Source organism: Clostridium sp. UBA1652 (assembly GCF_002320975.1).
GTDB classification, from domain to species: Bacteria; Bacillota; Clostridia; order Clostridiales; family Clostridiaceae; genus Clostridium_T; species Clostridium_T intestinale.
This window is the reverse complement of record NZ_DCLI01000039.1, coordinates 1-13,809: the sequence shown is the minus strand read 5'-3', so window position 1 is coordinate 13,809 and position 13,809 is coordinate 1. Positions and strand designations below refer to the sequence as shown.

The 13,809-nt window shown below is 30.5% G+C and carries 7 protein-coding genes and 3 tRNA genes; all 10 read right to left on the bottom strand.

From position 1 onward, the window contains the following. Window positions 1-8 precede the first annotated feature (8 nt). Window positions 9-3,746 carry a helicase-exonuclease AddAB subunit AddA gene (gene addA, locus B3N22_RS06540; RefSeq protein ID WP_286905622.1) on the bottom strand — a complete coding sequence of 1,246 codons (3,738 nt, stop codon included), beginning with the start codon at window positions 3,744-3,746 and terminating at the stop codon, window positions 9-11. Beyond that, on the bottom strand, window positions 3,746-7,210 hold the full coding sequence (addB, locus tag B3N22_RS06535; RefSeq protein ID WP_286905620.1) for a helicase-exonuclease AddAB subunit AddB: 3,465 nt from the start codon (window positions 7,208-7,210) through the stop codon (window positions 3,746-3,748). The genes addA and addB overlap by 1 nt, the downstream gene beginning before the upstream one ends. A 294-nt stretch (window positions 7,211-7,504) precedes the next feature. Further along, window positions 7,505-8,218 (bottom strand): trehalose operon repressor, encoded by a 714-nt coding sequence (gene treR / locus B3N22_RS06530; protein ID WP_286905619.1) that lies wholly within the window; start codon window positions 8,216-8,218, stop codon window positions 7,505-7,507. 64 nt (window positions 8,219-8,282) lie between these two features. After that, window positions 8,283-9,935 (bottom strand): alpha,alpha-phosphotrehalase, encoded by a 1,653-nt coding sequence (gene treC, locus B3N22_RS06525; protein WP_286905617.1) that lies wholly within the window; start codon window positions 9,933-9,935, stop codon window positions 8,283-8,285. A 75-nt stretch (window positions 9,936-10,010) separates the two neighbouring features. Next, window positions 10,011-11,426, bottom strand: coding sequence for a PTS system trehalose-specific EIIBC component (gene treP / locus B3N22_RS06520; protein WP_286905616.1), 1,416 nt, complete (start codon window positions 11,424-11,426; stop codon window positions 10,011-10,013). Between the two features lie 198 nt (window positions 11,427-11,624). Continuing rightward, the gene (locus B3N22_RS06515) at window positions 11,625-12,143 is read right to left on the bottom strand and encodes a GNAT family N-acetyltransferase (protein ID WP_286905614.1); all 519 of its coding nucleotides are present in this window, start codon (window positions 12,141-12,143) and stop codon (window positions 11,625-11,627) included. 243 nt (window positions 12,144-12,386) lie between these two features. Continuing rightward, window positions 12,387-12,477 (bottom strand) — tRNA-Ser (locus tag B3N22_RS06510). 25 nt (window positions 12,478-12,502) lie between these two features. Next, window positions 12,503-12,593: transfer RNA gene (locus tag B3N22_RS06505), tRNA-Ser, on the bottom strand. 37 nt (window positions 12,594-12,630) lie between these two features. After that, complete coding sequence (locus B3N22_RS06500) at window positions 12,631-13,569, bottom strand: alpha/beta fold hydrolase (RefSeq protein WP_286905613.1); 939 nt, start codon at window positions 13,567-13,569, stop codon at window positions 12,631-12,633. Window positions 13,570-13,672: 103 nt separating this feature from the next. Continuing rightward, window positions 13,673-13,763: transfer RNA gene (locus B3N22_RS06495), tRNA-Ser, on the bottom strand. Window positions 13,764-13,809 lie beyond the last annotated feature (46 nt).

The following is a 13,809-nucleotide window of genomic DNA, read 5'->3' as shown; positions in this document are numbered from 1 at the left end:
TCTCCTTTTTATATCTTAACTTCTTTGTCTACATTAAATAAATATAGATATCTTTCTTTAACTTTTTTACCTGTTATTTTTTCTAAAGCCTCTTCATAGTAGTCTAGTTGTAATCTATACCTATCTATTATTTCCTCTACACCTTTTTCTCCTACATAATCTGTTTTATAGTCTAGAAGAACTATTCCGTCCTCTTCTTCAAAGTAGGCATCTATTACTCCTTGAAGTCTTACCTTCTCAGTTTCATATTCTTTAGGAAGAGTTTTATCAAAATTTAAGGCACTTATTTCTGTATAGAATGCTAATTCCCTATTTACTTCTCTACCTTCTTCAAAAGCCCTCTTCATTCTCTGCCCTAAATTACTATTCATAAAGTTTAATATTTTCTTTATGTTTATTACTTTACTTTCATCTTCTCTCAGTAAGTCTCTTGCTATTAAGTCTTCTATTTGCTCTTTTATATCACTGTATGAATTACTTTTTCCTAACTCTAACTTCTGCATAAAGAAATGAACTATGGTTCCTCTCTCTGCTGGGGATAATCCTCTCTCTTCTTGTAGGAATACTGGTTTTACTACTTTCTCAACCTTAAATACATCATAAGTAGCTTCTTCTTGTAAATCCTCATAAGCTCTTTTCTTTAAATCAGATACTGATATATTGGAAGGAAGTAAAGACGACTCTCTATACTTATACTTGAAGCCTAGTCTTCTTTCTATCTCTCTATTTATGGATTTATATTCTTTATTTATAAACAATTCTTTTTCTTCATTTTTATCCACAGCAATAAAACTTTCTTCCACAGGCATTTGAGATTTTCTCCACAAGTTTATATTCCAGTGAGAATTATCAAGGCTTAAGTTTTCCACAAAGTTATTTTCGCCTCTCAATATACCTCCATCTTTATGTCGGCATAAAGCTAAGGCTATCCAGTCTAAAAAGCTTCTTTTCTTCAGTACCTCTGATGGAGCTATTTTATTATCCCCTAAGGCTGCTGACCGTCTCCATTTATCTACGCTTCTATCAAAATTAGTTATAGCTCCTGTTATTATAAGCTTTTCCTTAGCTCTAGTTAAGGCTACATAAAGTATTCTCATTTCCTCTGATAAGGCTTCTACTAAGAATTTTTTCTTTATAGCATTTTTAGCTATAGATGGATAAGATACTCTTCTTTCTACGTCTATAACCTGAGGCCCAAGCCCCAGATCTTCATGGAAAAGAACTTCTTTATTTAAATCCATAAGATTAAATTGTTTTCCACAACCACTTAAAAATACTACTGGAAACTCAAGTCCTTTACTTTTATGAATGCTCATTATTCTTACTACATCTTCATTTTCACCAAGAATTTTAGCACTTCCCATATCACCAGAGGAGCTTCTAAGTCTATGAATGAAGTTTATAAAATTAAATAATCCTTTAAAGCTAGTTCTTTCAAATTGCCTAGCTCTTTGGAATAATATTCTTAAATTAGCTTGCCTTTGTATTCCATTACTCATAGCTCCTACATATCCATAATAAGATGTATCCATGTATAGATACCATATGAACTCATCTATAGGAGTATATATAGCCTTTTCTCTCCAACGTTTTGTACTCTCTATAAAATAGATGCATTTTTCCTTTAGGCTTTGCTTTACTTCTTTTTCCCCTAAAACTATTTTTTCTATAGTTTCAAAGTAGTAGTCCTCTTCTCCTATAATTCTTAAATCCGCAAGTTCTTCCGCTGTAAAAGAAAATATAGGGCTTCTTAAAGTTGATATTATAGGAACATCTTGAAGTGGATTGTCTATAACTTGAAGTACAGAAAGTATAGTTCTTATTTCTATGGTTTCAAAATATCCACTTCCAGTATCAGCATAGATTGGAATCCCCATAGCTCCAAGTTCTTCTAAGAAAGTATCCGCCCAGTTTTTAGTTGCTCTTAAAAGAATTACTATATCTTTAAATCTTATTTTTCTATATTCTCCAGTACCTTTATCTAAAACCTTATATATACTTCCATCCTTGGGATTCATAAGATTATTAATCCTATTTCCAACTATTCTTGCCTCTATTTGAACAGCAGTTAAATCCTCTTCTTCCTCAGAATCTATCTCTATTTCTTCTGTAACTTCATATTCTTCTTTTTCTTCTTCTCCACTTTTATCTATTATATGAAGTTCAATATCTCCAGCTACCTGTACCCCTTCTTCTTCAGGATATCCATAGCTAGCTCCTAAATTTAAAGCTTCTTTCTCATCATATTCAAGCTCTCCCACAGTAGTTGACATAAGCTGAGTGAATATAAAGTTAACTCCGTTTATAACTTCCTCTCTACTTCTAAAATTTTTATAGAGCAGTATTTTTCTATTTTTATCTGTTTCTTCAGTTCCATAGCTATTGTATTTCTCTAAGAACAGCTCTGGTTTTGCTTGCCTAAACCTATATATACTCTGTTTTACATCTCCAACCATAAACACATTAGGATTTTCTAATTCTTTTCTTGAAACAAGATTTATTATAGTCTCTTGTACATTGTTAGAGTCCTGATATTCATCTACAAGCACTTCATTAAACTTCTCTCTTAAAGAACTTGCAACTGAAGAAGGTTTTATTACCCCCTCTTCCTCATCTATAAGAATCCTTAAACATAAGTGTTCTAGGTCATTAAAGTCTAAAACTCCTCTTTCTCTTTTTTTTGCTTCATATCTATTCTTAAAGTCTATTACTAAGTTAGAAAGAGACTTCATAAGAGGATATAGAAGTTTTAACCCTTCTAATATTTCTTCTGGAGCTACATTAAAGGCCCCATCTCCCATTTTTGATATAGATTTTTTCACTTCATCTCTAATCTTTTTTACTCTTTCTTGAGTATCTGGATCTTCAACATTTTTAGCTAGAACTCTTTTAAGGGTTGAAAATTTTACTAAGCTTATTCTTAGGTGTATATCTTTTAAGGAACCTTCCTCTAAACTCACTCTTATATTATTAAGAATATTAATATCATCATTAAGATTTTCCCCATAAGGTTCTAGTCCTCCGCTGTTTTCAGCTAGGTCTAACGCTATATAGAGATTTTTTATAAGACTGTTTAGTTCAAGAAGTACTGATTCCTTTAATACCTTTATCCAAGGAGTGTTTTCTAATTCCTCTTCATTATCTATATTAAAATCTTCTGATTTCTCTTTAAGCCAGTTTTCTGGCCAAGGACCACTCATTGAAAACTCATAGAGATTTAAAACTAACTCTTGTAGTTTTTTATCATCTTTACCACTTCCATAAGCATCTAAAAGAAGTATAAATTCTTTATTCTCCTGATCATATTTTTCTTCAAAAAGCTCTGTTAAAGTTTCAAGCTTCATTAAGGTTCCTTCAGTATCATCACTTATTCTAAAGGCTGGGTCCAAATCTATATGATGAAAGTTATTTTTTATTGTATCTAAACAGAAAGAGTGCATGGTAGTTATATTTGCTTTACTTAATAATGTTAGTTGCCTTTGAAGGTTTTTAGAGTTAGGTTCTTGCTCTAACTCTTTAGATATGGCATCAGCTATTCTTTCTCTCATTTCTCCAGCTGCTGCTGAGGTAAAAGTAACAACTAATAATTTATCAATATCAACTGGATTTTCTTTATCAGTTATTATTTTTATTATTCTCTCAACCAAAACAGCTGTTTTACCTGAACCAGCAGCTGCTGCTACTAAAAGGTTGCAATCTCTAGTTTTAATAGCCTGAAGCTGCTCTTCTGTCCATTTAGTCGCCATTACTCTTCCCCTCCTTCTTCATTACTTTTTATATCTTCCTGCATTTCTTGCCATACTTCTTCTTTTTTCTTTAACTTAATTAGCTTATATTTATTATCTTTTAAGCTAGTATCAAACTGACATACTGATGAGTAATCACAAAAATCACAGTAAGCAAAATTACTTTCCTTAGCAGGATTTATCTTTATGTTACCTTTAAGCATATCTGAACATATTTCTTTTATCTTATAGTTAACGTACTTCCTTAAGGTTTCAAACTGCTCTTCAGTAGCAACTGAGCTTGTGGAAGAAACATCTCCATCCTTTTTTATTCCTGCTGGTATAACGACAGAATAAAGTCCTGGATCATTATCCATAGCTTTTATTATCTTAGGATCTTTAAGTACTAATCCATCCATTTTAAATGAGGATAGAACCTTCTTTTGTATTTCTTCTTCAGTTATTCTCTTTTCAGCTGCTATAAGTGGATCATCTATCCTAAAATACAATATAGCTCCTGGAAGAGTACTTTTATTTAAGAAGTATTTAGAATTCTTTATTAAAGCATCTAAATATACTAAAAGTTGAATCTGAAGTCCATGATAAAGTTTTGTTAAGTCAAACTTCTTACTACCTGACTTATAATCAATAACCCTAATATAGCTTTCTCCATCTATATCCGCTACATCAACTCTATCAACTCTTCCTACTAGAGATACTTCTTCACCATCATCAAGTTTGATTTTTATAGGTTCTGCATCCTTAAAACTTGAGAACTCAAACTCATTTTTATAGATTTCAAAAGTGCTTCTTTTCATATGTTCAGATACTGCTGATACAGATTTAGATAATATTCTTTTAAATCTATCTGTAAAATACTTATATCTTTTTGAGCTATTTAATATAAACCCTTGATTTTCATCTAGTTTTTTATCTACAAGCATAGAAATTATATTGCTACACTTATCCTTATCAAGTTCACTCCAGTTTAGCTTTTTATCTCTTACGTAAGTAGTAAATCCATCTAATATCTCGTGCATAAAGGAACCCAAATCTGGCGCTGAAAACTCATATATCTTTCTATCTTTTGCTTTTAATCCATATTGAACATAATAAGAAAATGGGCACTGAGCATATTTTTCAAGCCTAGAAACTGAAAATAGAAGTTTTCCATTTTGGGAGGAGTATATCTTTCTAGCTTTATCTTTAGGTAAATCTTCATCTTGATTTGTATAATTTAAAGCTCTTTCAAGATTTTTAGCTTTTTGCTTCCACTTATCCTCTTTCTTGTACCAGCTATAAACCTCTCCCCAATATTCCTCTACAACCTCTTCATCATAGTCTCTTCTTACTGCTCCTATAAGTTCATTAAAGGTTGGAATAGGCGCAACTATCTTATCAAAATCATGAGTCTTTTTATTTATATCACTATCCTCAATTAACTTAGGAAATAATTTTTTTATTCTAGGTATTATTATTGAAGGCCTTAAGGACTTTCCTTCAAAATCTGCCATAGGATAGGTTATTATTAATCTTTCACTTGATATTGTTAGAGCTGTATAAACTAATAGCTGCTCTTCAAATGCTTTTGCTTTTGAATCAGATGCTAATGTTACCCCTTTATTTTTTAATAACTCTCTATCTCTGTCAGACAGTATTCCTTCATCTTTCGTAGTCGCTGGAATAACCCCATCATTAACTCCTATTAAGAATAAAATTCTTACCTCTTTACTTCTAACTCTTGTTATGTCTCCTACTGTTACCTCATCTAAGGATAATGGTATAAGTCCTAACTCATATTTCTCAAAACCTCCAGTTAATACTTTCGAGAATTTCTTTATATCCATTTTCTCATTTCCCATTACATCTACAGCTTGATCTAAAACTTCCATTACTATGGAAAGAATTTGAGAATATTCTTTTTCTTTATCTTGAATACCTTCTTCATTAAACTTGTCTATCCAACTTGATACCCTGTTTACTGCATTTATCTCAGTTAAAAAGTCATAAATAGCTTCACATATTTCTCTTACTTTCTTTTCTCCCTTAGTTTTATTATAAAAACTTATAAGAGGCCTTTTTACCTCATCTTTAATCTCATTTATAAGTATTTTCATATTCTCATCTTGCTCATTCTCATTGGCGAATCCTAAGGGATAATAATCCCAGTCCTCTTCTGATAGCCAATGTTTTTTATTTACACCATAAGCAAGGACATAATTTTCTATTATATCTATATACTTAGTTTCAAGCCCTGTAAGCCCTGTCTTTAGATACTTAAATAAGCTTTCATAATTCCAATTCTTATTATAAACTTCAAACAGAGATGTAACTAAAACCACAAAAGGATTATTTAATATATCTCTTTTTTTATCAATGTAATAAGGAATTTCGTATTCGTTAAATACAACTGAGTTTATTTTTTCATAATCATCAATATTTCTACAAACTATGGATATATCTTTATACCTATATCCTCTATCTCTAACATATTCTTTAATCTTTTTAGCGATAGTTTGAATCTCCTCATAACTATTAGAAGCCTTATATATACTTAAGCCTTCTATTTTATTTTTAAACTCGTTAAAGGGATATGAATAAAAGTATTTTTCAAGATGGGCTAGTTCCTTAGAACCTCTTAACTTATATGGAGTTCCATCATTAACATTTATAACTCCATCAAAAGGAATTCTATTCTCCTCCATAATCTTAAGAATTCTCTTTTCTGTACTTTTAGTTACATTAAATAAATCTGTAGATTCAACCTCTTCTTTAGGATTCCATTCATCGCCTACTAAGGTTATATTTACTCTCTTTGCTTTTTTAGAAATAGTTTTTATTATGTCTAACTGCTGAGGAGTAAACGTAGTGAATTCATCTATCCAAATTTCTGTTTTATCATATAACTTACAGTCTTCTAACTTAGTAGATAACATAGTAAGTTCATCATCGGTATCTATATAATTTTCATGTAAAACTTCGTTAAAGCGTAAATATATCTTTTCTAAATCTATTAGCTTATATTTTAATTCTAAATTTTCATCACTTAAGTCCTTTGATATTTCCTCCAATATTTCCGGGGTAATATTATACTTTTTAAATTCAGTTATTGTCTTATCTATAATATCTATGAATCCATTTTGCTTAGATGCTTTATTAAATATCTTAAGTTCTTTTTCTATTTCTTGAAGAACCTTATATATTATCATAGCTTTTCCTGAATCCTGCATCTTCCTAATAGTTAATCCACCACATTCTGAAAAAACTCTTTGAGCCATCCTTTTAAAGCTTAACACCTCTGTCTTAAGTAAAGCTCTTTCTCCAACTTGATTTAGTAATGCATTTTCTGCTCTAAATGTAAATTGTTCAGGAACTATTAGTATAAACTTTCCTTCTTTATTTTCATCTATTCTCTTTTTTATAGCTTGAAGACAAAAATGAGTCTTTCCAGCTCCAGATCTACCATATATAAACCTAATACCCATAGAAAATTTCTCCTTAAATTTGTCATTATATATTATTATAAAGTAAAAAAGTCGTCAAGGCGATTATGAGCCGTCGACTTTTTTTGCTCATCTGCCTTTCCAAACGCATGTGAGGAAAAAATGGCAGGAGCTCAATTTTCTTATTTTTTATTCTTTAGGGTTAGTTCATATCTAATAAATGAATTTCATGAAGCTGAAAAAGCTTCTACAGCAATAATGTGTATAATTTCCTAAAGAATAAAAAAAGACTCCTAACAAAGATTATTACCTTTTTAGGAATCTTTTAGAACAATATTAATAAGCTCTTCTAGCAAAGTCTACAAATTTAAATTTATCAGGCCTATGTCTTGATTCTGTGTATTGAAATAGAGTTCCATCTTGTAAATAAACCATGGTATCTACTACAACTACCATATCATATCCTTCTAAGTCTAAATATTCTATATCTTCTTCTGAGCTAGATCTAACTGTTATCTCTTTTTTTGCAAATCCTATCTTTAGTCCCAGCTCTTTTTCTATGTAGTCATATATAGAATCTCTACATATCTCTTCAGTTAATTCTGGAATATATGTACTGTTAAAGTGGTCTTTATCTAATATAATTTTCTTACCACCAATTTCTCTTACTCTGACAACCTTCCAAAGTTTTTCATCATCTTCTAAAACTAACTTATTTCTTAAAAATTTATCACCTTTAGTTAGTTCTAAATTTTTAACCAAGGTTTTAGACTCCCCTTCCATACTTTCAGCCATTTCCTTAAAACTTATTAAGCCAGACACTGGAAATTTATGCCTATTTATATCTAGGACAAAGGAGCCTTTACCTTTTACTTTATTTATATATCCATTGTGTTCAAGCATATTTAGTGCTTTTCTCACTGTATCTCTAGAGAATTTATATTTTTCCATCAACTCATTTTCAGATGGAAGTTTTGAACTAGGAGGATAACTTCCTTGTTCTATTTTTTCTATAATTTTATTATAGAGAGTTATATATTTACTATTCATATATTATCACCATAAATATTTTAACATGACTATATTTACTTCTCAACAATATACTCTTTTATATTTATTTTTCAATAATATATGCAATGGATTCGTAAGGTCTAAGTTTAATATTTTTTAAATCTTTAGTAGAATCTTTATAATTAGATATTAATATATCTAACGTCTTATACTTATCTACAAATTCTTTTATATCTACATCTATAGTTTCTCCATAAAAATTATTTAAAACTATAAGCTCCTTATTTTCATAACTTCTTATATATCCAAAAACCTTTAAGTTTTCTTCTAATATATATCTATAGTCTCCATAAGCTATAATATCATGCTCTTTTCTTAGAGATATTAGCTTCTTATAATGATAATAAACTGAGTCCTCATCTCTTAAAGAACTTTCAACAGTTATGTCTGTACTTTTACTTAGTGGTATCCATGGAGTCCCTTCTGTAAATCCAGAGTTTTTTTCACTACTCCATTGCATTGGTGTACGTGAATTATCCCTAGATTTAGCTTGTAGTATTTTTATTATCTCTTTTTCACTTTTTCCTTCTGACTTTAAAATATTATAATAATTAATTGATTCTATATCTCTATATTCCTCTATATTATCAAAATATGCATTAGTCATGCCTATTTCTTCTCCTTGATAAATATAAGGAGTGCCTCTTAACAAATGAAGGGTTGTAGCTAACATTTTTGCTGATTCCTTAGGATAGTTTTTATCATCTCCAAAACGTGACACTATTCTAGGTTGATCATGATTACACCAAAATAAAGCATTCCACCCTTTTTCCATTCCTATTTGCCATTCATTTAATAGATTCTTTAACTTCATAAAATCAAAATCCATTAAAGTCCACTTTTCACCATTTTTATAATCTACTTTTAAATGATGAAAGTTAAATACCATATCTAATTCCTGTTCTTGTGGATTTGAATATCTAACGCAGTTTTCTATACTTGTCGAAGACATCTCACCTACTGTGATTAAATCTTTGTTTTTCCCAAAACTATTACTATTAAGTTTCTTTAGATATTCATGTATCTTAGGACCATCTGTATAGAATCTACGACCATCACCTTCGTAATCATTTATAAATTCTTCTGGTTTAGATATTAAATTTATAACATCTAATCTGAAGCCTTTTACGCCTTTTTCTACCCAATAGTTAACTACATCATATATTTCCTCTCTAACAGCTTCATTCTCCCAGTTTAAATCAGCTTGAGTCTTATCAAATAGATGTAAATAATACTCATCAAACTTCTCTACATACTCCCAGGTATTTCCTCCAAATTTTGATATCCAGTTAGTAGGTTCTTTTCCATCCACAGGAGCTTTAAATATATAGTAATCTTTATACTTTTTATCTCCATTTAATGCATTTTTAAACCATTGATGTTCTGTTGAGGTATGATTAAAAACCATATCTAACATTATATCTATATCAAGTTTTTTAGATTCTTCTACTAATTCTTCAAAGTCTTCCATAGTTCCAAATCTTTTATCTATACTTTTATAATCCTCAACATCATATCCATTGTCCTTCTGAGGAGATATATAAAAAGGTGTCAGCCATATATAATCAACGCCCAAATCTTTTAAATATCCTAAACTAGTAGTAACTCCTTTTATATCCCCAAACCCATCTCCATTTGAATCCTTAAAAGATTTAGGATATATTTGATAAAACACACTCTTTTTAAAGTCCTTCATATTTATTTACTCCTTATGCTTCAATTTATAGTACTAAAGGAAGGAACTAATTAGGTTCCTTCCTGTAAATGCAAATTATTTCTTAGCTAGTATTTTGTTTTTATTAAATATTACAGTCAGTATAAATGGTACTACTATGGCAATAAGCATGCTTATTGCAAATATCCCCATATATTTAGGCTGAATTGACAGTATACCTGGAAGTCCTCCAACCCCTATTGAGTTAGCCATAACACCAGCTCCTACTGAAACTACTGCCGCTGTAGCTGAACCTATCATTGCTGCGAAGAAAGGATATACATATTTTAAATTAATACCAAACATAGCGGGTTCAGTTACACCTAAATAACATGAAATAGCAGCTGGAATAGATACCTGTTTTTCATCTTCATCATGTCTGTTTAAGAATATTATAGCTAATACAGCTGAACCTTGAGCGATATTAGATAATGCTATCATAGGCCATAAGTTAGTTCCTCCAAACTCAGCAACTAACTGCATGTCTATAGCATTCGTCATATGATGTAATCCTGTTATGACAAGTGGTGCATATGCAAAACCAAATAAAGCTGCAAATAACCAGTTTAATCCTGAAGTTAACCCTGCATAAACTACAGTTGATATAGCTGAACCTATCTTCCAGCCAATTGGACCTAATACAGTGTGAGCTATTAAAACTGTTGGTACTAATGCTAAAAATGGAACTACTATCATAGATATATATTCAGGAACTACTTTACGTATATTCTTTTCCAAGAACACTAAAACAAATCCTGCAAGCATAGCTGGAATTACTTGTGCTTGATATCCTATCATCTGAACTTTTGCAAAACCAAAATCCCAGAAAGGAATTTCTGTAGCTCCGGCCACTCCATAAGCATTTAAAAGCTGAGGCGAAACTAAAGTAATACCTAATACAATTCCTAATATTTGAGTTGTGCCCATCTTTTTAGATATTGACCAAGTGATACCTACTGGTAAGAAGTGAAATATAGCTTCTCCAATAAGCCATAAGAATGCATGAGTTCCTGCCCAGAACTGAGATACTTCAACTAAACTTTTAGTACCTCCCTCTAGAAGTTTTATATCACCTATTACATTACGGAAACCTAATATCAAACCTCCAACTACAAGAGCTGGTATAAGTGGTGCAAATATTTCTGCTAAATCAGCTAATAATCTTTGGAAAACATTCATATTGCCCTTAGCAACTGATTTTACTTGATCTTTGCTTACACCATCTATTCCCGCTATTGCTGCAAAGTCGTTGTAAAAAATTGAAACTTCATTACCTATAATAACTTGAAACTGTCCTGCTTGAGTGAATGTGCCTTTCACACTCTTTAAAGCTTCAATAGATTTTACATCTGACTTTTTAGGATCTACTAGAACAAAACGCATTCTTGTAGCGCAATGAGTTACTGCTGATATGTTCTCTTTTCCACCAACAAGCGTTAATAACTCTTGAGCATCATTTTGAAATTTACCCATTAAAAAAACCCCCTAAAATATTTATAATTCCAGAAACAGAAAACTTTTTTGTAACTTAAACTTATACGTACAAGTTCTCTATGTTTTAATTATAGCTTGTACGTATATGTTAGTCAATACGTTTTCATTATTTATTTTAAAAAATAGAAAAACCTAAGATATATAACATTAATTATAATCTTAGGTTTTCTCTATATATTATTTTAAATATTCATCTCTCAAAATACTCATCATAACTGTATCGCTATATTTTCCTTGAAAGAAATATCTTTTTCTTTTGCGTCCCTCTTCTATAAACCCACAAGAAAGATAACATCTTATTGCTCTTAGGTTATAATCCACAACCTCTAATTCTACTCTATGAGCATTATTATTCACAAATAAATAATCCAATAATGTCCTTATAGAGTCTTTTCCATATCCTCGTCCCCAGAATTTGCTTCCTATAGTTATTCCTATAGAATATACATCTAAAGTATCTTTTATTTCCTTATAAGTTATATATCCTACCAAAACATCTTTTTCATTTATTATAGAAAGTCTTTTTCTTTCAATATTAAACATATCATCAAAATGCTTAAGCATATACTGTAAAGGTGGTAATGTAGACTGTCCACCATCATACTCTCTAACCTCTGGCTCAGAACATATATTATAAATTCTACTTACATCTTTTTTCTCTACTAACCTTAAATAAACTTTGTCACCCTTTAGCAATATCCCACCTTCTTACTAGCAAATTTTAACTGAACATTAATATTATATTCTTCTTATATATTTATCTCAATGTACTTCTGTGACTATATTAATTAATGTTTTTAAATCTATTTAAATTATCTGTCATTATATTATTATTCTCTTACTTTTTTATTTTTCTTTATAAGAAAGTTCTTAAGTACAAGATAAATTAAATAACATTTTCTTTTATAAATAAAAAAAGAACAATCTAAAATTGTTCTTTGGCGGAGAAACCGGGATTTGAACCCGGGCGCCGGTTGCCCGACCTACGCCCTTAGCAGGGGCGCCTCTTCAGCCACTTGAGTATTTCTCCAAGCTGAAAATATTTTTAAATTATATGGCGGAGAAAGTGGGATTCGAACCCACGGTACGCTCACACGTACGCCGGTTTTCAAGACCGGTGCCTTAAACCAACTCGACCATCTCTCCATTTTTCACAAAACTTATTATATCAACCAACATAGTATTAGTCAATAGTTAAATGTTTTCTGATCCAGCTTAGTATATCTTCATATACCTCATTTTTTCCTACTTCATTTAATATCTCATGCCTCATTTTTTCATACAACTTTATATCTAAATCTTCTATTCCTGCTTCTTTATATTTTTCATAACATTTAATAACCATCTTACCCTCATTTCCTACTACATCTTTTTTACCTGATAGTAATAATATAGGAAGATCTTTTGGTGTCTTTTTTATATTTTTAAAATTTGTTATATAATAAAGCCCTCTAAACATTTCTTTAAACGCATTACTGGTGAATATATATCCACAATAAACATCTTTTTCATATTCATCTACTACTTTTTCATCTATACAAATCCAATCATATTTTGTTCTATGGCTGCTTACTTTTCTATTAAAGGCTCCATAAGTTAAATAATTTATGAACTTACTTCTATATCTGTTGCCATGTATTTTTATATATATATCAGAGATTGTTATTGCAAACTTTAAAAGTAATCTATTATTATGAGCAGTACCACTTAACACAACTCCCTTTATAGTGTTTCCATATAAAATAGCGTAATGCCTAGCTATAAAAGAACCCATACTATGACCAATCATAAATATAGGTAACTTGGGATAATCATTCGTTATTAGTTTATTTATTTCTAGAACATCTTCAACTAAAACTTCCCATCCATTTTTATCTGCAATAAAACCTAACTCCTCTTCACTTTCTGCTGTCAATCCATGTCCTCTATGATCATTAGAATAAACTACATATCCATTTTGAACTAAAAAACTACTAAAATCTCTATATCTCCCTGAATGTTCACAGGATCCATGAACTATTTGAACTATTCCTTTTATATTCTCTTTATTTTCTGGCTCCCATTTATATAATGACAATTCTTTAGAGTCTCTTGATTTATGCTTTATAATATGTTCTCTCATATCTTTACTCCTAATATATCATATAAATATTTTTAAATTAGCAGGAATGTACTTATAGATATTATAACAAAAAAACACACTGATATAAATATCAGTGTGTTTTTGGCGGAGAAACCGGGATTTGAACCCGGGCGCCGGTTGCCCAACCTACGCCCTTAGCAGGGGCGCCTCTTCAGCCACTTGAGTATTTCTCCAAGCTGAAAATATCTTTAAATTATAATGGCGGAGAAAGTGGGATTC

Bases quoted from the DNA above. Each gene is read 5' to 3' on its own strand.
- addA (WP_286905622.1), bottom strand. From the start codon at position 3,746: ATGGCGACTAAATGGACAGAAGAGCAGCTTCAGGCTATTAAAACTAGA.
- addB (WP_286905620.1), bottom strand. From the start codon at position 7,210: ATGGGTATTAGGTTTATATATGGTAGATCTGGAGCTGGAAAGACTCAT.
- treR (WP_286905619.1), bottom strand. From the start codon at position 8,218: ATGAATAGTAAATATATAACTCTCTATAATAAAATTATAGAAAAAATA.
- treC (WP_286905617.1), bottom strand. From the start codon at position 9,935: ATGAAGGACTTTAAAAAGAGTGTGTTTTATCAAATATATCCTAAATCT.
- treP (WP_286905616.1), bottom strand. From the start codon at position 11,426: ATGGGTAAATTTCAAAATGATGCTCAAGAGTTATTAACGCTTGTTGGT.
- B3N22_RS06500 (WP_286905613.1), bottom strand. From the start codon at position 13,569: ATGAGAGAACATATTATAAAGCATAAATCAAGAGACTCTAAAGAATTG.